The sequence below is a fragment of the Siccirubricoccus deserti genome (genome assembly GCF_014283215.1).
Lineage (GTDB): Bacteria > Pseudomonadota > Alphaproteobacteria > Acetobacterales > Acetobacteraceae > Siccirubricoccus > Siccirubricoccus deserti.
On sequence record NZ_JACOMF010000026.1, the window covers coordinates 19,683 to 37,124 of the forward strand.

Consider the following 17,442-nt stretch of genomic DNA (forward strand, 5'->3'; position numbering starts at 1 on the left):
GCGAAATGGCAGGGATAGCCCGCACGAGAATGCGTTGCGGGAGGCATCATATGACCAAGCCGGTTTGGACCAGCCCCGAGACCCTGGCGCTGCATGGCGGCAGCCATCGGGCCGACCCCACCACCGGCTCGGTCGCGGTGCCGATCCACCAGACCACCAGTTTCCAGTTCCAGGACACCGGCCATGCCGCCCGGCTGTTCGGGCTGCAGGAGCTGGGCAACATCTACACCCGCATCATGAACCCGACGCAGGACGCCTTCGAGACGCGCATCGCCGCGATCGAGGGCGGCGTCGCGGCGCTGGCGGTCAGCTCCGGCCAGTCCGCCACCACCTTCTCGGTGCTGAACCTGACGACCCCGGGCGACAACATCGTCTCCTCCACCGATCTATACGGCGGCACCTGGAACCTCTTCGCCAATACGCTGAAGCAGCTTGGTGTCGAGACCCGCTTCGTCGACCCCGCCGACCCTGAGGCTTTCGCTCGCGCCACCGACAGCCGCACCCGCGCCTATTACGCCGAAACCTTGCCGAACCCCAAGCTGCAGGTCTTCCCGATCGCCGAGGTCGCCGCCATCGGCCGCAGGCTCGGCGTGCCGCTGATCATGGACAACACCGCCGCCCCCATCCTCTGCAAGCCGTTGGCGCATGGCGCCGCGGTGGTGATGCACAGCACCACCAAATTCATCGGCGGCCATGGCACCAGCATCGGCGGCGTCGTGGTCGATGGCGGGAATTTCGACTGGGAGGCGCATGGCGACCGCTTTCCGACGCTGAACACGCCCGACCCCAGCTACCATGGCGCGATCTGGACCCAGGCGGTGAAGCCGCTCGGCCCCATCGCCTATATCCTCCGCATGCGCACCTGCCTGCTGCGCGACCTCGGCAGCGCCATGTCGCCGATGAGCGCCTTCTTCTTCATACAGGGGCTGGAGACGCTGCCACTGCGCATGGAGCGGCATTGCGCCAATGCGCTGAAAGTCGCTGCCTGGCTGGCCGAACAGCCCGCCGTCACCCAGGTGATCCACCCCAGCCTGCAATCCGGCGAGGCCCGGCGCCGCGCCGATGCCTATCTCAAGGGCGGCTACGGCAGCCTGATGGGCTTCGAGCTGAAGGGCGGCGCCGAGGCCGGGGCGAAGTTCATCAACGCGCTGCAGATGTTCTACCACGTCGCCAATATCGGCGACGCGCGCTCGCTGGCGATCCATCCGGCGACCACCACGCACAGCCAGCTCTCGGCCGAGGAGCAGGCGGCGACGGGCGTGACGCCCGGCTATGTGCGCCTGTCCATCGGCATCGAGCACATCGACGACATCATCGCCGATCTCGACCAGGCGTTGAAAGCAGCCACATGACCATAGGCACTCCCACGGGGAGCTTCCCCAGCACCCGCATGCGCCGCAACCGCCGGGACGATTGGACCCGGCGGCTGGTGGCGGAGAATACATTGACGGTCGACGACCTGATCTGGCCGATCTTCCTCATCGAGGGCAGCGGCCGGACCACCGAGGTCGCCTCCATGCCCGGCGTGCTCCGTGTCACGCTCGACCGGCTCGCCGGCCATGTCGAGCAGGCCGCGACGCTCGGCATCCCGGCGCTCGCGCTCTTTCCGATGACGCCGCCGGAGCGGAAGGACGCCGAGGGCACCGAGGCACTCAACCCCGAGAATCTGATGTGCCGCGCGGCGCGGCTGCTGAAGCGCGAATTCCCGCAGCTCGGCCTGGTCGGCGACGTGGCGCTCGACCCCTATACCGATCATGGCCATGACGGGGTGATCCGCGAGACCCGCGGCGGCGACTACGTCCACAATGACGACAGCGTCACCGTGCTGGTCGGCCAGGCGGTGAACCAGGCCGAGGCCGGCATCGACGTCATCGCGCCCTCCGACATGATGGATGGCCGCATCGGCGCGATCCGCCAGGCACTGGATGCGCGCGGCTTCATCGACACCCGCATCATGTCCTACGCCGCGAAATATGCCTCAGCATTCTACGGTCCGTTTCGCGACGCCGTCGGCAGCGGCCGCGCACTGCGCGGCGACAAGAAGACCTACCAGATGGATCCGGCGAACACCGACGAGGCGCTGCGCGAAGTGGCGCTCGACCTCGCCGAGGGTGCCGACATGGTGATGGTCAAGCCGGGCATGCCCTATCTCGACATCGTGCGCCGGGTGAAGGACCGCTTCGGCGTGCCGACCTTCGCCTATCAGGTGAGCGGCGAGTACGCGATGATCATGGCTGCGGTACGCAACGGCTGGCTGGAGCATGAGCGGGCGATGCTGGAAAGCCTGCTGGGCTTCAAGCGCGCCGGCGCGAACGGCGTGCTGACCTATTTCGCGACGGATGCCGCACGGCTGTTGCGGGCTTGACCCTCTCCCCGGCAGCGGGTCACATCGCTGCTCAAAAGGGGGAGGTGAAGGCGATGAACACCGATTGGCTCGGCCTCGGCGGCAGGATCGCCGTGGTCACGGGTGCCGCGGGCGGCATCGGCCGCGCCGTCGCCGCATCCTTCGTCGAAGCCGGCGTCTCCGTCATGCTGCTCGACCGCGATGCGGAGGCGCTGCACGCGATCGAGCATAGCCTGCGCGACACCGGCGGCACTGTCGCCGCCATGGTCTGCGACATCGGCTCCGAGGGCAGCATCGCCGATGCGGCGCGGGCGACGCAGGACCGGCTCGGCCCGGTGGACATACTGGTGAACAATGCCGGCATCCTGCGCCCCGGGCCGCTGGCGACGCTGCCGCTGGAGGAATGGAACACCCTGCTGACGGTGAACCTGACCGGCTACCTGCTCTGCGCCCAGGCCTTCCGGCCGCAGATGCTGGGGCGCGGCGGCGCCATCGTCTCCATCGCCTCCATCGCGGCCAGCAACCCGCAGCCACGCAGCGGCGCCTATTCGCCGAGCAAGGCGGCAGTCGCGATGCTGTCGCGCCAATTGGCGCTGGAATGGGGCCCGGACGGCATCCGCAGCAACATCGTCTCGCCCGGACTGGTGCGCACGCCGATGTCGGAGGCTTTCTACCAGGCACCAGGCGTCGCCGAGAAACGCGCCGCCATGGTGCCGCTGCGTCGCGTCGCCACGCCGCAGGACATGGCGGATGCGGTGCTGTTCCTGTGCAGCCCGCGTGCCAGCTACGTCACCGGCGCCGAGATCCTGGTGGATGGCGGGCTGGACCAGGTGGTGATGGAGCTTACCCCGCGCCCCGGCTTCTGATGGCCACGGCCCTGAACCCGCGCGGGTCCAGGGCCTGTCAGCCGCCGGCGCTATTCCATCCGTGCGCCGGAGATCCGCACCATCTCCTGGAACATCGGCCGCTGTCGCGCGGCATGGGCCGTGGCATCCTCCGGCGTGCTCCAGACGCACCGGGCGCCGGTCCGCTCGAATTTCTTCTGCACCTCGGGGTCTGCGGCGACCTCGCGCATCGCCGCATTCACCTTGTCGATGATCGGCCGCGGCACCCCGGCCGGGGCGGCCCAGGTGCACCAGGAGGTGACGACAAAATCGGGCACCCCCGCCTCCGCCATGGTCGGCACGCTCGGCAGGGTTGGCCAGCGCCCGGCGCTGGTCACCGCATAGGCCTTCATCCGGCCTTCCGCGATCACCGGCATGTAGCTGGCCAGATTGTCGATGGCGAAGGTCAGGTCGCCGGAGAGCATCGCCGGGATGATCTGCGCCGCGCCGCGGAACGGCACGTGCTGGCCATCGATTTTCTGCCGGTCGCAGAATTGCGAACCGCAGAGATGCGCCGTGGTACCGACACCGGGGCTGCCGAAGCTGACGCCGTTCGGCCGCGACTTCGCCCAGGCGATGAACTCCTGCATGGTGTTCGGCGGCGTGTACTGCGCCGGCGCCACCAGCACGTTCGGCAGTTCCCAATGCATGGAGATGACCGAGAAGTCCTTCTCCGGGTCGAAGGGCAGCCTGGCGTAGAGGAATTGCGCAATCGAGAGGTTGGCCACCGTCGCCGGGCCCTGGGTGTAGCCATCGGGCGCCGCCCTGGCGATCGCCTCCATGCCGATGTTGCCGCTGGCGCCTGGCCGGTTCTCCAGCACGAAGGGCTGGCCCAGCTTCGCGGTCAGCTGCTCGCAGACGATGCGCGCGAGCACATCGGTGGAACCGCCGGGCGGCCAGGGAATGATGACCCGCACCGGCCGGTTCGGCCAGTCGCCGGCGGATTGCGCGAAGGCGGGCGTGGCAAGCGGCAGCAGCGGGGCGGCCAATAGCGAACGACGGCGGAACATGGGCGGAGATTTCTCCTGATCCTGGACCGTCCGGTCATCGCACCCTATGGCAGGCGAAGAAAGCCCCCTTCATTCCGGCTCTGCGCCGGAAATGCGGACCATCTCCGCCCAGATCGGCCATTCCCGCTCCAGCCGCGCCGCCGCCTCCGCTGGTGAGGACCGATGAGCCACGCCCCCACGCCGATGACCCACTGCTGCAGCGCCTACTCGGCGAAGGCAGCGCGGATCGCCTGCAAGAGGCGGTCGATCACCTCCGACCGCGTGCCGGGCGGCCCGGCCCACAGGTGCCAGGAACCGAGCGAGAGTCCGGCCATGGCCGCCCCCACCACGGCCGGCGGCGCCGGCCAGCGTTCGCGGGTGGTGACCGCCAGCGGCCGGACGCGGCCTTCCTGATGACGCCGATATAGCTGGCGAGACTGTCCAGGGCGAAGTGGATGTCGCCCGCTGAACGGCAGCGGGTTGATCAGGATGGTGTGCATGCTGACGGTGCCGGTGGTGTAGCCATCCGGCACCACGCCGGAGGTCGCCTCGGCGCCGATATGGCCGGAGGCGCCACTGCGGGCCTCGACGACGGCGGGCTGGCCGAGGCGATGCCGCATCCGCTCCGCCGCCAGCCGGGCCATGACGTCGGGCGAGCGCCTGATGGAAGCCTAGGATGAGCCGGGCCAAGCGGTTGGGTCAGGCGCCCTGCGCCAGCGCGAAGCGGGCCAGTGGAGACAGGGCGGTGGCGGCGATCAGCGTTCCGCGCTGCATGGCGGCTACTCCATCCGGGCACCGGAGAGGCGAACCATCTCCCGCCATTTCTCCCGCTCGCGGTCCAGCCGGGCCTGCACCGCCGCCGGGTTGCTGGCGAGCATGCGGGCGCCCATGCCGATTGCCCGCTCGCGCATGGCGGCGCTGCCGTTGATGGTGGCGATCTCCTCCGCCAAGCGGGTGATGATCGGCTGTGGCGTGCCGGCGGGGAATGCCCAGCAGGTCCAGGAGGCCAGGGTGAGGTCGGGAATCCCGGCCTCCGCCATGGTCGGCACCTCCGGCAGGGTCGGCCAGCGCTCCGCGCTGGTCACCGCCAGCGCCCGCATCCGGCCTTCCTGGATCACCGAGATGTAGCTGGCAAGGTTGTCCACCGCGAGTTGCACATCGCCAGAGAGCATGGCCGGAATGGTCTGCGCCGCGCCGCGGAACGGCACATGCACCCCTGCCAGCCCAAGGCGGTCGAGCAGGAGCGCGGCCGAGAGATGCGGCGAGGTGCCCACGCCGGGCGAGCCGTAGCTGATGCCCTGCGGCCGCTGCTTCACCCAGGCGGCGAACTCCGCCACCGTCCGCGCCGGCACGTGCTGTGCCGGTACCGCCGCGACATTGGGAAATTCCCAGACCTCGGAGACATAGGCGAAATCCTTCACCGGGTCGAAGGGCAGCCGGGCATAGAGGTGTGGCGCGACCAGGGGCACGGTGAAGCCGATGGTCCCGATGGTGGTGCCGTCCGGCGCCGCCTTGGCCACCACATCGGCGCCGATGTTGCCGCCGGCGCCGGGCCGGTTCTCCACCACCACCGGCTGGCCGCTGCGGGCCGAGAGCTGCTCCGCCAGGACCCGGGACAGGATGTCGAGCGACCCGCCGGGCGGGAAGCCGACGACGACCCGTACCGGCCGGTCCGGCCAGCGGGGCTGGGCGATGGCGGGGGCGGCAAGGCCGGCAGACGCCAGCCCGGCCGCGCCCGCCAGCAGGCGACGGCGTCGTGGCATGCGATGGTTTCCTCCCGGTTTTGAGGAAGCATCGCGTGCCGGCCGGTCAGCAGTCCAGTACCAGATTGCCCATCAGCGCGCCGCCCTCCACCGCGTCATGCGCCGCGGCGCATTCGGCGAGCGGCATGCGGGCGGCGATGGCATGGCGCACCAGGCCGCGCGCCAGCCAGGACTGCAGCGCCCCCACCGCCTGCGCCCGCTGCGGCGCGGTCAGCTCATAGACGATGAAGAAGCGCACCCCGATGCCCTTCACGATGGTCGGTGAGAAGGGGAAGATCGCCTCCTGGGTATTGGAGCCATAGGCACCGACCACCGCGCCATGGGCGCAGAGCTTGTGGATCATCGGCCCGTTGCCAGCCAGATCCACCTCCACCACCCGGTCGACGCCCTGGCCGGCGGTCAGCTCCATCACCCGGGCGGGCACGTCCTCCGCCCGGTAATTCACCGTGGCATCGGCGCCGGCGTCCATCGCATGCGCCGCCTTGGCCGCGCCGCTGACGGTGGCGATCACCTGCGCGGCGCCCAGCAGCCGGGCGAATTGGATGGCGTAATGGCCGACCGAGCCGGCCCCGCCGGTGACCAGCACCCGCTGCCCGGTCACCCCGCCATCCGTCACCAGCGCATGCAACGCGGTCAGCGCCGGGATGCCGAGACAGGCACCGGCGTCGAAGCCGGTGCCCTCCGGCAGGGGCACGGCCTGGATTTCCGGCAGGGCGATGTAGTCCGCGGCGGTGCCGAAGGGCCGCTTCCACTGGCCGTTCCAGATCCAGACCCGCTGGCCGATGCGGCCGCGGTCCACGCCCTCCCCCACTGCCTCGATGGTGCCGGCACCGTCGCTGTGCGGGATGACGCGGGGGAAGGCCATGGGACGGGAGGAGCCACGCCGGGTCTTCCAGTCGGAGGGGTTCACGCCGGAGGCGGCGAGGCGGACCAGCACCTCCCCCGGGCCCGGGGTCGGCGTCGGCAGCTCGCCGTAGGTCAGGACCTCCGACCCGCCGGTGCGGTCGTACCAAACGGCTTTCATGACGTATTCCTCTCCAGGGTGCTTTGGCCAGACCGGGTCAAGGCCATTTGGCCTCCGGCGGCATCGACATCAGTATGGCCTCGACATTGCCGCCGGTCTTGAGGCCGAAGAGTGTACCGCGGTCGTGCAGCAGGTTGAACTCCACGTAGCGGCCGCGCCGCACCAGCTGGTGCTCGCGCTCTGCCGCCGTCCAGGGCTCGGCCATCCGGTCGCGGATGATGGCCGGGTAGACCTCGAGGAAGGCGAGGCCGACGTCCCTGACGAATTCGAAGTCGGCTTCGATCCCATGCCCCGGGGTGCGGTCGCCGAGCCAGTCGAAGAAGATGCCCCCTAATCCGCGGGCCTCGCCGCGATGCGGCAGGTAGAAATATTCGTCGCACCACTGCCTGAAGCGTGGGTACCAGGCCGGGTCGTGACGGTCGCAGGCGGCCTGGAAGGCGGCGTGAAAGCGCGCGGCATCGGCCAGCGACTCGGGCGCATCGAGCCGCATCGGGGTGATGTCGCCGCCGCCGCCGAACCAGCTCCGGGTGGTCGCCAGGAATCGGGTGTTGAAATGCACCGCCGGCACCCGCGGGCTTCGCATATGCGCGACCAGGGAAATGCCGGTGGCGAAGAAGCGGGGATCCGCCTCGGCGCCGGGGATCTGCTTGCGGAATTCGGGCGAGAACTCGCCATGCACGGCGGAAACATTCACCCCCACCTTCTCGAACACCCGGCCGCGCATCACGCCCATGACGCCGCCGCCACCTTCGGGGCGGGTCCAGGCGGTGCGCTCGAAACGGCCGGGCGGCAGGCCGCCATGCGGGCCCTGATCGCCGGCATCCTCGATCGCCTCGAAGGCGGCGCAGATGCGGTCCCGCAGCGATTCGAACCAGGCCTGGGCGGGGCCGGCGAAAGCATGATCGGCGGGGTTCTGGGTGTTCGTCACGAGGTTCTCCGGTTCGGGATGATTCTGATTGCATCGCCAGCGGATTGCCACCCTGTGGAGGGTACCTTTATATGCGGCGCAGCGCGGCGGGGCGGCGCAGGCCGGCGGCTGCCCGGCCCGACCCTGCCGCCGCACCAATTCGGTCCCGCCCGCCCCGCCCCGGGGCAGGCGCGCGGCCGTGACCAGGGACGACGAGGCATGGCCGATAGTATGGCGCCGACGGCGCCGCAGGACGGCGAGACCCGCAGGGATTTCCTGCAATTGGTGACAGGCGCCTTCGCGGCGGTCGGCGTCGGCGCCGTCGTCTGGCCCTTTATCAGTTCGATGAACCCGGCACGGGATGTGCTGGCGCTGTCCACCACGGAGGTCGATCTCACCCCGATCGCCACCGGCTCGGCAGTGACGGTGATGTGGCGTGGCAAGCCGGTGTTCGTCCGCAACCGCACCGCGGAGGAGATCCAGGTGGCGCGCCAGGTGCCGCTGTCCCAGCTGCCGGACCCGGCGACCGACCAGTCGCGGGTCAAGAAGGACCAGTGGCTGGTGCTGGTCGGCGTCTGCACCCATCTTGGCTGCGTGCCGCTCGGCCAGAAGCCGACCGACCCGCGGGGCGACTACGGCGGATGGTTCTGCCCCTGCCACGGCAGCCACTACGACACCTCGGGCCGAATCAGGAAGGGGCCGGCACCGACCAACCTGCTGGTGCCCGAATATGCCTTCACCTCCGACACGCAAATCCGCGTCGGCTGAGGAGCACGTCATGGCAACCGGCCTGCACAAGAGCGACGTCGCCAATCCGGTCCTGCGCTGGATCGACGCCCGCCTGCCCGTCATCACCCTGATGCAGAAGGAGTACGGGACGTTCCCCACGCCCCGTAACTTCAACTACCTCTGGAATTTCGGCGCCCTGGCGATGGTGAACCTGCTGGTCATGATCGCGACCGGCGTCGTCCTGGCAATGCACTATACCCCGCATGTCAGCATGGCCTTCGACAGCGTCGAACGGATCATGCGCGACGTGAATTACGGCTGGCTGCTGCGCTACGTCCATGCCAACGGCGCCAGCATGTTCTTCATCGTGGTCTACATCCACATCTGGCGCGGCCTCTACTACGGGTCGTACAAGGCGCCGCGCGAACTGCTGTGGATGCTGGGTGTTGTCATCTTCCTGCTGATGATGGCCACCGCCTTCATGGGCTACGTGCTGCCCTGGGGCCAGATGTCGTTCTGGGGCGCCACTGTCATCACCAACCTGTTCAGCGCCATCCCGCTGGTCGGCGAGAGCATCGTGACCTGGCTGTGGGGTGGCTTCTCGGTCGACAATCCGACCTTGAACCGCTTCTTCAGCCTGCACTACCTGCTGCCCTTCGTGATCTTCGGCGTGGTGTTCCTGCACGTCGCCGCGCTGCACATCACCGGCTCGAACAACCCGCTTGGCATCGACCCGAAGGGGCCGCAGGACACCCTGCCCTTCCACCCCTACTATACGGCGAAGGACAGCGTCGGCCTGGTGGTCTACTTCATCGTCTTCGCGGTACTGGTGTTCTTCTTCCCGAACATGCTGGGCCATGCCGACAACTACATCCCGGCCAACCCGCTGGTGACGCCGCCGCACATCGTGCCAGAATGGTACTTCCTACCGTTCTACGCCATCCTGCGCGCGATTCCGGACAAGCTCGGCGGCGTGCTGATGATGTTCGGCGCCATCGCCGTGCTGTTCGTGCTGCCCTGGCTCGACACCTCGCCGATCCGGTCGATGCGGTTCCGGCCGGTGGCCCGGGTGGCGCTGTTCATCTGGCTGCTGTCCTTCCTGGTGCTGCTGTACTGCGGCGGCAAGCCGCCGGATGAGCCCTTCGTCACCATCAGCCGGATCGCCACCCTCTACTACTTCGCCTACTTCCTGGTGATCCTGCCGCTGCTGGGGCGGCTGGAGCGGCCGTTGCCGCTGCCCGAGAGCATCGCCATGCCGGTGCTGCGCGGTGGTGGACCGCTGCCCGCCGGCGCCATGAGCAAGCCGATGGAGAAGGCCTGATGCGCCGCTTTCACAGCCTGAAGGCCCTGCTGGTCGCTGCCGGTCTGGCAGCCGCCGGCCCTGCCCTGGCGGCCGGCGAGGTGCATGTGCCCGACACCCGCTTCTCCTTCGACGGGCTGTTCGGTCATTTCGACCGTGCTTCGGCGCAGCGCGGCTTCCAGGTTTACAAGGAAGTCTGCGCGAGCTGCCATTCGATGCATCTGCTGTCGTACCGCAACCTGCGGGACCTCGGCCTCTCGGATGCCGAGGTGCGGGCGATCGCAGCGACAGTCGAGGTGCAGGACGGGCCGAACGACGAGGGCGCGATGTTCGAGCGCCCCGGGCGTCCTTCCGACCGCTTCCGCAGCCCCTTCGCCAATGAACGGGCGGCGCGGGCGGCCAACAACGGCGCCCTGCCACCCGACCTCTCGGTGATCGTGAAGGCCCGTGAGGGCGGCGCCGACTACATTCATGCGCTGCTGACCGGCTACGCCGATCCGCCGGCCGATGTGACGCTGATGGAAGGGATGAACTACAACAAGTACTTCCCCGGCCATCAGATCGCCATGGCCCCGCCGCTGAGCGGCGACGGTCAGGTCGAGTTCCACGACGGCACCAATGCGACCGTCGACCAGATGGCCCGGGACGTCACCCAATTCCTCGCCTGGGCGGCCGAGCCGGAGCTCGAGCAGCGCAAGGCGCTGGGGGTGAAGTTCATCCTCTTCCTGACCGTCCTCGGCTTCCTCGCCTATGGCGTGAAGCGGAAGATCTGGGCCGACGTCCACTGATCCGTCGAACCTCGGCCTGGCCCGAGACAGCCAGCCCCTCTGCCAATGAAGGCCGCCCTCGGGCGGCCTTTTCCATGAGTGCCTTTCTGGACCAGGCGCGCCTGCTATCCTCCCACGGCCTTGCGGTCGGGAGGACATCAAGCCCCCCCGGCAAGGCCGCGAAACGGCTGTGCCGGGCGTTCTAGTTGCGGACGGGGGTGACCAGGCCGGGTGGCGGCAGGGCCGTGCCACGATCGATGCCGTCGGCGGTCGGCGCCAGACCGGAGGGCGCGCAGGCCCCGAGGCCGAGTGCGCAGAGCAGGATCATCGAGGCAAGATGGGCGGACATGGCGGCTCCTGTTTCAGCTGTGCGCCATTCCGCGGCACCGCGGCATGATGCCATCGCTGCCCCCTGCCCCGCCACCCATGCCGCCAGCACACGCCAGTTCAGCCGTGCAACCGCGCCAATAGCCGGCGGGTCGAGGCCCGGGACCGCAGCAGGCCGATACCGAGGGAGCTGGCGACATCCACCGCCCCCGGTCGGAAGCCGCGCCGCAGCCCCGGCTGGCCAGCACGGAGCCTGAGCAGGCCGGGATGGCCGCTGCGCACCGCGCTGCGGACCACCCGCCACCACAGGCGCGCTGCCGCTTCCTCCACCGCGGCGCGCGATGATGCGGGCAGGCCGGCGCAGAATCCGTCCAGCAGCCGCGCCAGGATCTGGCCGAGCCGCGCCAGGGTCGCCGCATCCCGTGCCGGCTGGCGGTCGGTGAAATGCCGCACCGCCAGCCTCGCCGCCTCCGGCGCCGCCTCGCCCAGCCAGGGCTGGTAGGCCGCTGCCAGGACCGCAGCGGCCCGCTGCGACAGCGGGCCGCCCTGGGCATGGCTCGTATTGGTTGCGTGCCAGCGATAGGTGGTCAGCACCGTCTCCAGCCGGTCCACCTCACCCACCGCCAGCAGCCGGTGGTAAAGGTCGAAATCATCGGCATATTCCGCCTCCGGCCGCAGGAAGCCATCCAGCCGGCGCAGCGCCGCGGTCCTGAGCATCACCGAGGACCAGGTGAAGGGGTTGTCGACCAGCAGCAGCCAGCGCAGCTGCTGCGGCGTCAGGCGAGGGGGATGGTCGGTGCCGCGCCGCCAACGCCGACCCTTGGAGTGGACCTCGACCCCGGTGCCGAGAACCACCACCTCTGGATGACGATCCAAATGCGCCACTTGTAGGGCTAGCCTGTCGGGATGGCTCAGGTCGTCATGGTCGAGCGCCGCGAGGTATTCCCCCCGACAGGCGGCGAAGCCGAAGTTCCGGGCGCCGACGATGCCGAGGTTGCGCGGCGGCCGCAGCACGATGAGCCGCGGGTCGTCGATCCCCGCGAGGATCCCCGGCGTGGCGTCGGTCGAGCCGTCATCCACCACCACCAACTCGAAATCGGTGAAGCTCTGGCCAAGGATGCTGGCGATGCTGGCGCCGATGCTGGCAGCCCCGTTCCAGGTCGTCATCAGCACGCTGATCCGCGGTTGCATCATCGCCCTCTTCCCGGCGCAACAGAACTACAGAACCGCGCCGATTCAGGCTAGAAGCCTAGCCGACGACCGCAGGAGCCGCCATGCCCGACCTCATCGAACCCGTCATCGGCCTGATCGGCGGCTCCGGCCTCTACGACATCGACGGGCTGGAGGAGCGCGCGTGGCGCCGGGTGGAAACCCCTTGGGGCGAGCCCTCCGACCTGCTGCTGTTCGGCCGGCTGGCCGGGGTGCGCTGCGTCTTCCTGCCGCGCCATGGCCGCGGCCACCCGACACCGCCGAGCGCGCTGAACTACCGCGCCAACATCGATGCGATGAAGCGGTCCGGGGTGACCGAGATCCTCTCGCTCTCGGCCGTCGGCTCGCTGCGGGAAGACCTGCCGCCGGGGCATTTCGTCATCGTCGACCAGTTCATCGACCGCACCTTCGCCCGGGAGAAGAGCTTCTTCGGCACCGGCTGCGTGGCGCATGTCTCGGTGGCGCATCCGGTCTGCCCGCGGCTCGGCGATGCGCTGGAGGCCTCGGCACGGGAACTGGCGCTGCCGGTGACGCGCGGCGGAACCTATCTGGTGATGGAAGGCCCGCAGTTCAGCACCAAGGCGGAAAGCGAGCTGTACCGGCAATGGGGCTGCAGCGTCATCGGCATGACCAACATGCCGGAGGCCAAGCTCGCCCGCGAGGCGGAGCTCTGCTACGCGACCGTCGCCATGGTGACCGACTTCGACTGCTGGCACCCGGACCATGACCACGTCACCGTCGACCAAGTGGTGAAGGTGCTGTTCGGCAATGCCGACAAGGCGCGGGCGCTGGTGAAGGCGGTGGTGCCGAAGCTGGGGCAGAGGCGCGGCCCCTGCCCCGCCGGCTGCGACCGCGCGCTGGACCATGCGCTGATCACCGCGCCGGAGAAGCGCGACCCGGCGCTGCTGGCGAAGCTCGACGCCGTTGCCGGCCGGGTGCTGCGCGCCGCGTGAGGAACGCGCACTACTGGATCCTCGGCCTCCTCCTTCTGCACGCGGCAGCGAAGATCGAACTGGCGATGGGCCGCACGCCCATCTGCCGCTGCGGCACCATCCGGCTCTGGCAGAATGAGGTGCTGAGCCCGGAGAACTCGCAGCAGATCGCCGATTGGTACACCCTATCCCACATCGTTCATGGGCTGATCTTCTACGCGGCCCTCGCCTGGGCGGCGCCGCGCGCGGCACTCGGCCTCCGGGCGCTGATCGCCTTCGCGGTCGAGATCGCCTGGGAAGTCACCGAGAACACCGACTGGGCCATCGCCCGCTACCGTGAGGCGACCATCGCCCTCGGCTACCACGGCGACAGCGTGCTGAATTCGGTCAGCGACATGCTGACAACGCTGCTGGGCTTCTGGCTGGCGGCGCGGCTGCCGGTCTGGGCTTCAGTGGTCCTGGCACTCGGGCTGGAAGCGCTGGCGCTGGCGGTGATCCGCGACAACCTCACGCTCAACCTGCTCATGCTGCTCTATCCGCTGCAGTCGATCCTCAACTGGCAGGCCGCGCCGTAGGTCAGCTGGCGGCAAGCCTGCGCCGCAATTCGCCGCGCATCACCTTGCCGGTCGCGGTCAGCGGCAGCGCCTCCACGAATTCCACCCGCCGCGGATAGGCATGGGCGGCAAGGCGGCTGCGCACATGCTGCTGCAGGGCCGCGGCCAGCGCCGCATCCGGCGCCACCCCGGGGGCCGGGACAATGACCGCGGTCACCGCCTCGGTCCGCAGCGGGTCGGGCAGGCCGATGACGGCGGCCATCGCGACGGCGGGGTGGCGCAGCAGGCAATCCTCGATCTCGCCGGGGCCGATGCGGTAGCCGGCGGAGGTGATCACGTCATCCTCCCGGCCGATGAAGCGGAAGTAGCCGTCCGCCTCCTGCACCCCCCGGTCGCCGGTGATCAGCCAGTCGCCGACGAATTTCGCCGCCGTTGCCGCCGGGTTGTTCCAATAACCGAGGAACATCACCGGATCCGGTCGCCGCACGGCGATATTGCCCTGGATGCCCGCCGCCACCGGCACCCCCGCCGGATCCACCACCGCCACCTCATGCCCCGGCACGGCGCGGCCCATGGAGCCAGGCTTCAGCGGCAGGATGCCGCTGCTATTGCTGATGACGAGGTTGCATTCGGTCTGGCCGTAGAATTCGTTGATGGCGCAGCCGAAGCTGGCGCGGCCCCATTCCAGCAGCTCGACCCCCAGCGTCTCCCCTCCGCTGCCGAGGCTGCGCAGCCGGAGGCCCGGCGGCGGCGTGGTGCCGCGCATCAGCTTGAGCGCGGTCGGCGGCAGGAAGGCATTGCGCACGCCATGCTCGGCCATCAGCCGAAAGGCGAAATCCGGATCGAACTTCGCCATGCGATGCGCCAGCACCGGCACGCCGTGGTGCAGGCTCGGCAGCAGCACGTCGCAGAGCCCGCCGATCCAGGCCCAGTCCGCCGGCGTCCAGAACAGATCGCCCTTCTGCGGGAACATCTCCTGCGGCATCTCGACGCCGGGCAGGTGGCCGAGCAGCACCCGATGCGCATGCAGCGCACCCTTCGGCGCGCCGGTGGTGCCGGAGGTGTAGATGATCAGCGCCGGGTCGTCGGCGGCAGTGTCCACCGGCGCGAAGCGGTCGCTGGCGCGCGCCATCCGCGCCCCCAGGTCGAGCGCCGCATCGCCCGCACCATCGGCGCTGAGCACCAGCCGCAGCGCGGGCAGCGCGGCACGGATGCCGGCGAGCTTGCCGAGGCCGACGGCATCGGTGACCAGCGCCGCGGCGCCGCAGTCGCGCAGCCGGAAGGCCAGCGCCTCCTCGCCGAAGAGCTGGAACAACGGCACCGCGATGGCGCCGAGCTTATAGGCGGCGATATGGGCGATCGCCGCCTCCGGCACCTGCGGCAGCAGCACCCCGACGCGGTCGCCACGCCGGATGCCCTCTGCCCGCAGCACATTGGCGAGACGGTTGCTGGCGGCCTTCAGCGCGTCGAAGCTGATGCGCTCGATGCGTCCATCGGCCAGCAGGTGCAGCACAGCAGGCCGGCCGGAGCCATCCGCCCAACGGTCGCAGACATCAACGCCGATGTTGTAGCGCGGCGGGATGCGCCAGCGGAAACCGGCGCGGATCGCGTCGTAGCTGTCGCCCGGCGGCAGCATCAGCCGGGCACCGGGCGGGTATCGTCGATAACCTTGCCGTCGTTCGGCAGGCTGCCCGGCGGCACCAGCTCGACCGTGCCGCGCAGCCGCGTCGCCGCCTGCAGGGCGAGGCCGAGCCGGGTCACCAGCGCCTCATCCGGCGCCGCGGCCTCGGCGCGCAGCAGCATGGTGTCGCGGTCGCCGTCCAGCGCCACCACCAGCCGCGCCCGCGCCACGCCAGGCACGGCGCGCAGCAACTCCGCCACCTGCTCGGGGCGGACGAACATGCCGCGCACCTTCGCGGCTTGGTCGGCGCGGCCCATCCAGCCGCGGATGCGGGCATTGGTGCGGCCGCAGGGCGAGGCGCCGGGCAGGATCGCCGAGAGATCGCCGGTGGCGAAGCGCAGCAGCGGATGCACCGGGTTGAGCGTGGTCACCACCACCTCCCCCACCTCGCCCTCCGGCAACGGTTCGCCGGTGCCAGGCCGAACGATCTCCACCACCACGCCCTCATCGAGGATCAGCCCCTCGCGCGCCACGCTCTCATAGGCGATGAGGCCGAGATCGGCGGTGCCGTAGCTTTGCAGCACGGTCATCCCGCGCTCGGCGTACCAAGCGCGCAGCGACGGCAGATAGGCGCCGCCGGAGACATGGCCGAGCCGCAGCGAGGCGAGGTCGAGGCCCAGCTCCTCGCCCTTCTCCAGGATCGCCTTGAGGAACTCCGGCGTGCCGCTGTAGCAGCGTGGGCGCAGCTGCGCCGCGGCGCGGGCCTGCATCTCGGTATTGCCGGTGCCGGCGGGGAAGACCGGGCAGCCGAGGGCGCGGGCGCCACCTTCCAGCATGCTGCCGGCCGGGGTGAAGTGATAGGCGAAGCAGTTATGCAGCAGGTCTCCGGCGCGGAAGCCGGTGGCGTGCAGCGCCCGGGCGAAGCGCCAGTAATCCGGTCCCTCGCCTTCCGGCTCATAGAGCGGGCCCGGCGAGGCGTAGACGCGAGCGAGGCTGCCGAAGGGCGAGGCGACCACGCCGCCGAAGGGCGGCTCCGCCGCCTGGTGCTCAATGAGCGCGGATTTCCGGGTGACCGGCAGATGCGCCAATGCGGCCATATCGGTGACTACCGCCGGGTCTAAGCCATCCAGCCGCTGCGCATAATAGGGCGCACTGGCTCTCGCATGCGCGACCTGGCGCGGCAGGGCGGCGGCCAGCGCTTCGGCACGCGCCTCGGCGCTGCGGGTTTCCAGAGAGTCGAAATGCTCGCTCACAGCCACCGCTTCCGTCGCTTGTAGGATTTCAGGTTGCGGAAGGATTTCCGCTCCGTCCCATGGCCGCCGAGGTAGAACTCCTTCACATCCTCATTGGATGCGAGCGCTTCGGCGGTGCCGTCCAGCACGACCTTGCCCTGCTCCATCACATAGGCGTGGCTGGCGACGGAGAGCGCCATGCGGGCGTTCTGCTCGACCAGCAGGATGGTGATGCCGAGCTCCTCGTTCAGCCGGCGGATGATGCCGAAGACCTCCTTCACCAGCAGCGGCGACAGACCCATGGAGGGCTCGTCCATCAGGATCAGCTTCGGCCGCGCCATCAGCGCCCGGCCGATGGCGAGCATCTGCTGCTCCCCGCCCGAGAGGTAGCCGGCAAGGCCGGTGCGCTCCTTCAGCCGGGGGAAATAGGAATAGACCATCTCGATGTCATGCTTCACCTCGGCATCCCTCCGGATGAAGGCGCCGAGGCGGAGGTTCTCGAGGCAGGTCATGTCGGCGATGATCCGGCGGCCTTCCATCACCTGGAAGATGCCGCGCCGGACAATGAGGTGCGGGTCGATGCCGTCGATGCGCTCGCCGCCGAAGCGGATCTCGCCGCGCGTCACCTCGCCTTCCTCGGTCTTCAACAGGCCGGAGATGGCCTTCAGCGTGGTCGACTTGCCCGCGCCATTGGCGCCGAGCAGCGCCACGATCTTGCCCGCCGGCACGCTGAGCGACAAGCCGCGCAGCACCAGGATGACGTCGTTGTAGACGACCTCAATGTTGTTCACCTCCAGCAGCGGCGCGGGTTGCGCCGCCGCTGCCGGGGCTCGCCCGAGCGTCTCCTGGCCGGCGCTCAT

At 69.5% G+C, this 17,442-nt stretch carries 18 protein-coding genes; 8 read left to right on the plus strand and 10 right to left on the minus strand.

From position 1 onward, the window contains the following. Positions 1 to 50 precede the first annotated feature (50 nt). The 3 genes from H7965_RS18370 to H7965_RS18380 are packed head-to-tail and all read left to right on the plus strand — an operon-like array spanning position 51 to position 3,210. Positions 51 to 1,352, plus strand: a complete 1,302-nt coding sequence (locus H7965_RS18370; RefSeq protein ID WP_186772044.1) for an O-acetylhomoserine aminocarboxypropyltransferase/cysteine synthase family protein — start codon at positions 51 to 53, stop codon at positions 1,350 to 1,352. Next, positions 1,349 to 2,365, plus strand: a complete 1,017-nt coding sequence (gene hemB, locus H7965_RS18375) for a porphobilinogen synthase (RefSeq protein WP_186772045.1) — start codon at positions 1,349 to 1,351, stop codon at positions 2,363 to 2,365. The genes H7965_RS18370 and hemB overlap by 4 nt, the downstream gene beginning before the upstream one ends. A gap of 53 nt (positions 2,366 to 2,418) precedes the next feature. Beyond that, on the plus strand, positions 2,419 to 3,210 hold the full coding sequence (locus tag H7965_RS18380) for an SDR family NAD(P)-dependent oxidoreductase (RefSeq protein ID WP_186772046.1): 792 nt from the start codon (positions 2,419 to 2,421) through the stop codon (positions 3,208 to 3,210). A 50-nt stretch (positions 3,211 to 3,260) separates the two neighbouring features. Here H7965_RS18380 and H7965_RS18385 read toward each other — a convergent pair whose 3' ends face one another. The 5 genes from H7965_RS18385 to hemF form a co-directional block, all read right to left on the minus strand. Then, complete coding sequence (locus H7965_RS18385) at positions 3,261 to 4,238, minus strand: Bug family tripartite tricarboxylate transporter substrate binding protein (protein WP_186772047.1); 978 nt, start codon at positions 4,236 to 4,238, stop codon at positions 3,261 to 3,263. Positions 4,239 to 4,441: 203 nt separating this feature from the next. Further along, positions 4,442 to 4,861 (minus strand): tripartite tricarboxylate transporter substrate-binding protein, encoded by a 420-nt coding sequence (locus H7965_RS18390; RefSeq protein ID WP_186772048.1) that lies wholly within the window; start codon positions 4,859 to 4,861, stop codon positions 4,442 to 4,444. Positions 4,862 to 4,996: 135 nt separating this feature from the next. Beyond that, positions 4,997 to 5,980, minus strand: coding sequence for a Bug family tripartite tricarboxylate transporter substrate binding protein (locus H7965_RS18395; protein WP_186772049.1), 984 nt, complete (start codon positions 5,978 to 5,980; stop codon positions 4,997 to 4,999). Between the two features lie 46 nt (positions 5,981 to 6,026). Beyond that, positions 6,027 to 7,004: an NADPH:quinone reductase gene (locus tag H7965_RS18400; RefSeq protein ID WP_186772050.1), complete on the minus strand. Its 978-nt coding sequence runs from the start codon at positions 7,002 to 7,004 to the stop codon at positions 6,027 to 6,029. Between the two features lie 37 nt (positions 7,005 to 7,041). Continuing rightward, positions 7,042 to 7,932, minus strand: a complete 891-nt coding sequence (gene hemF, locus H7965_RS18405; RefSeq protein WP_186772051.1) for an oxygen-dependent coproporphyrinogen oxidase — start codon at positions 7,930 to 7,932, stop codon at positions 7,042 to 7,044. Between the two features lie 198 nt (positions 7,933 to 8,130). On the opposite strand from hemF, the gene petA reads away from it, so the two are divergent. Genes petA through H7965_RS18420 form a run of 3 tightly spaced genes read left to right on the plus strand, consistent with a single transcriptional unit; the run spans position 8,131 to position 10,728 of the window. Then, positions 8,131 to 8,679, plus strand: a complete 549-nt coding sequence (gene petA / locus H7965_RS18410; RefSeq protein WP_186772052.1) for a ubiquinol-cytochrome c reductase iron-sulfur subunit — start codon at positions 8,131 to 8,133, stop codon at positions 8,677 to 8,679. 10 nt (positions 8,680 to 8,689) lie between these two features. Continuing rightward, positions 8,690 to 9,961, plus strand: coding sequence for a cytochrome b (locus H7965_RS18415; protein ID WP_186772053.1), 1,272 nt, complete (start codon positions 8,690 to 8,692; stop codon positions 9,959 to 9,961). Next, positions 9,961 to 10,728 (plus strand): cytochrome c1, encoded by a 768-nt coding sequence (locus H7965_RS18420; protein ID WP_186772054.1) that lies wholly within the window; start codon positions 9,961 to 9,963, stop codon positions 10,726 to 10,728. The genes H7965_RS18415 and H7965_RS18420 overlap by 1 nt, the downstream gene beginning before the upstream one ends. 181 nt (positions 10,729 to 10,909) lie before the next feature. On the opposite strand, the gene H7965_RS18425 is transcribed toward H7965_RS18420, so the two are convergent. Continuing rightward, entirely contained in the window at positions 10,910 to 11,056 is a 147-nt protein-coding gene (locus H7965_RS18425) for a hypothetical protein (protein ID WP_186772055.1), read from the minus strand. Between the two features lie 98 nt (positions 11,057 to 11,154). Beyond that, positions 11,155 to 12,225, minus strand: coding sequence for a glycosyltransferase family 2 protein (locus H7965_RS18430; protein ID WP_186772056.1), 1,071 nt, complete (start codon positions 12,223 to 12,225; stop codon positions 11,155 to 11,157). Between the two features lie 83 nt (positions 12,226 to 12,308). Between H7965_RS18430 and H7965_RS18435 the strand changes: the two genes are divergently transcribed. Together H7965_RS18435 and H7965_RS18440 are read left to right on the plus strand one after the other, a co-directional pair. Continuing rightward, positions 12,309 to 13,196, plus strand: coding sequence for an S-methyl-5'-thioadenosine phosphorylase (locus tag H7965_RS18435; RefSeq protein ID WP_186772057.1), 888 nt, complete (start codon positions 12,309 to 12,311; stop codon positions 13,194 to 13,196). Next, complete coding sequence (locus tag H7965_RS18440) at positions 13,193 to 13,750, plus strand: DUF2585 family protein (protein WP_186772058.1); 558 nt, start codon at positions 13,193 to 13,195, stop codon at positions 13,748 to 13,750. Before H7965_RS18435 ends, H7965_RS18440 begins: the two co-directional genes overlap by 4 nt. A gap of 1 nt (position 13,751) precedes the next feature. On the opposite strand, the gene H7965_RS18445 is transcribed toward H7965_RS18440, so the two are convergent. Genes H7965_RS18445 through H7965_RS18455 form a run of 3 tightly spaced genes read right to left on the minus strand, consistent with a single transcriptional unit; the run spans position 13,752 to position 17,442 of the window. Further along, on the minus strand, positions 13,752 to 15,365 hold the full coding sequence (locus H7965_RS18445) for an acyl-CoA synthetase (protein ID WP_186772059.1): 1,614 nt from the start codon (positions 15,363 to 15,365) through the stop codon (positions 13,752 to 13,754). Continuing rightward, positions 15,365 to 16,603 (minus strand): phenylacetate--CoA ligase family protein, encoded by a 1,239-nt coding sequence (locus tag H7965_RS18450; RefSeq protein WP_186772060.1) that lies wholly within the window; start codon positions 16,601 to 16,603, stop codon positions 15,365 to 15,367. Before H7965_RS18450 ends, H7965_RS18445 begins: the two co-directional genes overlap by 1 nt. Beyond that, positions 16,600 to 17,442, minus strand: coding sequence for an ABC transporter ATP-binding protein (locus H7965_RS18455; protein ID WP_186772061.1), 843 nt, complete (start codon positions 17,440 to 17,442; stop codon positions 16,600 to 16,602). The genes H7965_RS18450 and H7965_RS18455 overlap by 4 nt, the downstream gene beginning before the upstream one ends.

What these genes read in the sequence shown, in the direction of transcription:
- H7965_RS18415 (WP_186772053.1), top strand. Translation starts at nt 8,690, where the DNA reads ATGGCAACCGGCCTGCACAAGAGCGACGTCGCCAATCCGGTCCTGCGC.
- H7965_RS18430 (WP_186772056.1), bottom strand. Translation starts at nt 12,225, where the DNA reads ATGCAACCGCGGATCAGCGTGCTGATGACGACCTGGAACGGGGCTGCC.
- H7965_RS18435 (WP_186772057.1), top strand. Translation starts at nt 12,309, where the DNA reads ATGCCCGACCTCATCGAACCCGTCATCGGCCTGATCGGCGGCTCCGGC.
- H7965_RS18390 (WP_186772048.1), bottom strand. Translation starts at nt 4,861, where the DNA reads ATGGCCCGGCTGGCGGCGGAGCGGATGCGGCATCGCCTCGGCCAGCCC.
- H7965_RS18400 (WP_186772050.1), bottom strand. Translation starts at nt 7,004, where the DNA reads ATGAAAGCCGTTTGGTACGACCGCACCGGCGGGTCGGAGGTCCTGACC.
- H7965_RS18420 (WP_186772054.1), top strand. Translation starts at nt 9,961, where the DNA reads ATGCGCCGCTTTCACAGCCTGAAGGCCCTGCTGGTCGCTGCCGGTCTG.
- H7965_RS18380 (WP_186772046.1), top strand. Translation starts at nt 2,419, where the DNA reads ATGAACACCGATTGGCTCGGCCTCGGCGGCAGGATCGCCGTGGTCACG.
- H7965_RS18455 (WP_186772061.1), bottom strand. Translation starts at nt 17,442, where the DNA reads ATGAGCGCCGGCCAGGAGACGCTCGGGCGAGCCCCGGCAGCGGCGGCG.
- H7965_RS18385 (WP_186772047.1), bottom strand. Translation starts at nt 4,238, where the DNA reads ATGTTCCGCCGTCGTTCGCTATTGGCCGCCCCGCTGCTGCCGCTTGCC.
- H7965_RS18395 (WP_186772049.1), bottom strand. Translation starts at nt 5,980, where the DNA reads ATGCCACGACGCCGTCGCCTGCTGGCGGGCGCGGCCGGGCTGGCGTCT.
- hemB (WP_186772045.1), top strand. Translation starts at nt 1,349, where the DNA reads ATGACCATAGGCACTCCCACGGGGAGCTTCCCCAGCACCCGCATGCGC.
- petA (WP_186772052.1), top strand. Translation starts at nt 8,131, where the DNA reads ATGGCCGATAGTATGGCGCCGACGGCGCCGCAGGACGGCGAGACCCGC.
- H7965_RS18445 (WP_186772059.1), bottom strand. Translation starts at nt 15,365, where the DNA reads ATGCTGCCGCCGGGCGACAGCTACGACGCGATCCGCGCCGGTTTCCGC.
- H7965_RS18370 (WP_186772044.1), top strand. Translation starts at nt 51, where the DNA reads ATGACCAAGCCGGTTTGGACCAGCCCCGAGACCCTGGCGCTGCATGGC.
- H7965_RS18425 (WP_186772055.1), bottom strand. Translation starts at nt 11,056, where the DNA reads ATGTCCGCCCATCTTGCCTCGATGATCCTGCTCTGCGCACTCGGCCTC.